The sequence below is a fragment of the Methylobacterium sp. CCH5-D2 genome, assembly GCF_001556475.1.
In the GTDB taxonomy this organism is placed as follows: domain Bacteria; phylum Pseudomonadota; class Alphaproteobacteria; order Rhizobiales; family Beijerinckiaceae; genus Methylobacterium; species Methylobacterium hispanicum.
Genome location: NZ_LSIX01000728.1, coordinates 1 through 3,036 on the forward strand (window position 1 = coordinate 1; position 3,036 = coordinate 3,036).

The 3,036-nt window shown below is 72.5% G+C and carries 6 protein-coding genes; 1 reads left to right on the top strand and 5 read right to left on the bottom strand.

What is annotated here, in order from left to right; translation table 11 throughout:
* Together AX737_RS19235 and AX737_RS19240 are read right to left on the bottom strand one after the other, a co-directional pair.
* Positions 1-997, bottom strand: a 997-nt coding sequence (locus AX737_RS19235) for a Wadjet anti-phage system protein JetA family protein (protein ID WP_066924179.1), incomplete at its 3' end; no start/stop codon positions are given.
* A gap of 30 nt (positions 998-1,027) precedes the next feature.
* Entirely contained in the window at positions 1,028-1,447 is a 420-nt protein-coding gene (locus AX737_RS19240) for an FKBP-type peptidyl-prolyl cis-trans isomerase (protein ID WP_066924181.1), read from the bottom strand.
* A 120-nt stretch (positions 1,448-1,567) separates the two neighbouring features.
* On the opposite strand from AX737_RS19240, the gene AX737_RS19245 reads away from it, so the two are divergent.
* Positions 1,568-1,906, top strand: a complete 339-nt coding sequence (locus AX737_RS19245) for a hypothetical protein (RefSeq protein ID WP_066924183.1) — start codon at positions 1,568-1,570, stop codon at positions 1,904-1,906.
* On the opposite strand, the gene AX737_RS19250 is transcribed toward AX737_RS19245, so the two are convergent.
* The 3 genes from AX737_RS19250 to AX737_RS19260 form a co-directional block, all read right to left on the bottom strand.
* Entirely contained in the window at positions 1,903-2,181 is a 279-nt protein-coding gene (locus AX737_RS19250) for a hypothetical protein (RefSeq protein WP_066924185.1), read from the bottom strand. The genes AX737_RS19245 and AX737_RS19250 overlap by 4 nt on opposite strands.
* Positions 2,181-2,387, bottom strand: a complete 207-nt coding sequence (locus AX737_RS19255) for a hypothetical protein (protein ID WP_066924187.1) — start codon at positions 2,385-2,387, stop codon at positions 2,181-2,183. The genes AX737_RS19250 and AX737_RS19255 overlap by 1 nt, the downstream gene beginning before the upstream one ends.
* A gap of 105 nt (positions 2,388-2,492) precedes the next feature.
* On the bottom strand, positions 2,493-3,036 hold a 544-nt coding region (locus AX737_RS19260), incomplete at its 5' end, for an oxidoreductase C-terminal domain-containing protein (RefSeq protein ID WP_197430636.1).

Consider the following 3,036-nt stretch of genomic DNA (forward strand, 5'->3'; position numbering starts at 1 on the left):
CGCCGAGCGGCGGACGCAGCAGCGAGACCGCCGCGGGCAGGTCCGGCGCCGCAGCCGCCGCGCCGACCGCGCGGAGCGCCGCCGCGGTGCGCTCGACGCCGCCCGCGTCCGGCCGGTCCATGTAGCGCACGGCGGCCGCGATCCGCCGCTCCATGCGGGCGACGACCTCGTCCACCGCGTCGAGGTGGCGGTCGATGCCCTCGAAGACCGAGAGGATCTCGGCGAGGTCGGCACGGACCGCGCGCTCGCCCGCGTCGAGGTCGGCGGCGCGACCCTCGCGCACCAGACCCTCGGCGAGCGCCCGAATCAGCAGCGCGTCCCGCAGCGCCCGGCCCGCCTCGCGCACGATGGCCGAGCGGAAGCGGAACGGGTTGAAGCGGGTGTGCAGCGTCCGGTAGTCGCTGATCAGGTGCCGCTCGACGAAATCCTCGAAATAGAGGCGGAAGGCGGCGCGCCGGTCCTCCTCGCGCAGGATCCGATCCTCGATCTTGCGCATCGAGCCGGCGAGGCTGCGCAGGTGGGCCAGGAAGGCCCCGGCCTCCCGGGCGGCGTTGGCCAGCGCCTCCGAGCGCTCGCCGGGATTGGCCAGAGCGCTCTCCAGGCTGCCCAGCACCTCCAGCACGGCGCCGCCGTAGGAGCGGGTCTCGCCGCGCTCGATCCGGGACAGCTCCTCGAGGAGAAGGCGCGCCTCGGGGTCGAACTCGACCACCGGCACGTAGCGCTCGCGCCGCTCGATCAGCCAGCCGGATTCGAGGAAGCGGCGGTAGAGCGCCGAGCGGCGCTCGATCGCGTCGGGCGGGAAGCTCGCGTCGTCGGCGAGTTCCGGCGTCTCGCGGCCGGCGGCGAAGTCGCCGATCTCGGCCAGCAGGTCGGCCTTGCGCATCGGCTCCGAGCCGATGACGCGGCGGTGCAGGTGCAGCAGCAGGGCCGCGTTGAAGGCGCGGCTCGGCGAGGCGAGCGGCCGGAACAGGTCGTCGGGAAGCTGCGCGAACAGCACTGTGCTCTGACCCGTCCCGGCCTGGTCGGCTTACTTCGAGCCGATCAGCTCGACGTCGAAGATCAGCGTGGCGCCCGGCGGGATCACGCCGCCCGCGCCGCGGGCGCCGTAGCCCAGCTCCGGCGGGATCACGAGGATGCGGCGGCCGCCCGCCTTCATGGTGGCGACGCCCTCGTCCCAGCCGCGGATGACCTGGCCGGCGCCGATCTGGAAGCTGAAGGGCTGGCCGCGATCGCGCGAGGAATCGAATTTCTTGCCCTGCTTGCCGTTCTGGTCGAGCCAGCCGGTGTAGTGCACCGTGACCTGCTGGCCGGTCTTCGGCTCGGGGCCGGAGCCGACCACCTCGTCCTTGTACTTCAGGCCCGAGGGCAGCGTGGTGTAGGCGTCGGCGTTGGCGGCAGCGGTCATGGCGATCAGCGCGGCTCCTGCTAGCGGAAACAGACGAGACATGTGGCCTCCCCTCGGGTCGGCGTCGCGTGCCGCCCGTCGGCGCGCCTCTTAACAGCCTCGGGCCGCTCGAGGCCAGCCACGGGACCGGAGCCGTTCGCCGGGCAAGCGCGTTGGGAGGCCATGGAGACCCGCCCCCTGCACCCCGAGATCGTCCGCCCCGAGGATTGGGACGCCCGCGTCGATCGCCTCTCGGAGAAGATGCCCGATGGGCTTCGCCGGGCCTTCGACTGGCTGCGCGAGCCCTCGCGGCTCTGGCTGCGGGTGGGCGCCGCGATCCTGTTCATCCTCGGCGGCATCTTCGCGATCCTGCCGGTGCTCGGCCTGTGGATGCTGCCGCTGGGCCTCGCCCTGCTGGCGCAGGACGTGCCGGGGCTCAAGGTGCCGCTGGAGAAGTCGGCCCGCTGGATCGAGGCGACCTGGAAGCGGCTCAAGGAGCGCTGGCGGAACCGGAACCGCTAGATCTCGGCCCGGGCGTCCTCGAGGAGTTGCGCGAGCCCCGCATCGACCTCCTGGGCCAGCAGGGCGCGCTCGGCCTCGCTGAGGTCGCCGGCCCAGCCCTTGGCCCCGAACCCCTCGGCGCAACGTGCCCGCTCGGAGCCGATGAAGGCCTCGGTCTCCTCGGGGCGCGTCCGCATGGCGTGGACGAGCCCGAACCACGCGGCGCGCTCCACCACGGCGAGGCGGGCGCGCAGGCGGATCATCACCGCCCGATCGGGGGATACCGTCTCGCTCATCAGCGGCGCTGCTCGCAACGGGTCTTCACGTAGCTGTCCTTCGCGATCTCGATGCCCGAATTGGCGGCGATCACCGGCCCCTGGACGAGGCATTCCTGAAGCGTGTGGGCCGGGCCCGTCACCACGTCGATGGCGGTCTCGCGGGTGCAGTCGGGCGCCGATACCGATTTCGCGCAGATCAGGGCGACGACGATGATCTGGTTCATGACACCTCCCGCGGACGCAGCCTCTTCGGGTCTGCTCCGGGAAGTTGTCGGCCGGCACGAGGGTTCCGGTCGAGCGGACGTGGTGACGCGGCCGTGATCCGCGCCTCAGATCCGCGTGCGCGGATCGACCCCCGCATCGATCTCGGCGGGGCTCGGGGCCCGGCCCTCGCCCAGGAGGTGCAGGAAGGCCGTGAACTCGGAGTTGCGGCCGATGCTGCAGGCCGCCGTCACGCGCTCGCCACGGACGTAGTAGGCGATGAAGTCGAGTTCGTCCGGGCTGCCGCGCAGGACGATGCGGTCGAAGCCGGGGGCATAGCCGCCGTAGTCGAGCCGCTTGTCGCCCTGGTTCGACCAGAAGAACGGCGCGCCGGCAAAAGGCCCCGTCTCGTTCAGGATCTGGCGGGCGATGTGCGTGCCGTGCTGCTGGGCGAGGCGCCAGTGCTCGATCCGCGCGGTCTCGCCGCTCGCCCGCTCGGGGAAGGCCGCGATGTCGCCCGCGAGCCAGACGTTCTCGGCCAGGCGCAGGGCCGAATCGACCGCGACGCCCCCATCCTCGCGCACCGAGGCGCCCGCGACCGCACCCGTCTCGGGCGCCGCGCCCGCGCCGATCAGCACGATATCGGCGCTGTCTCTTATACACATCTGACGC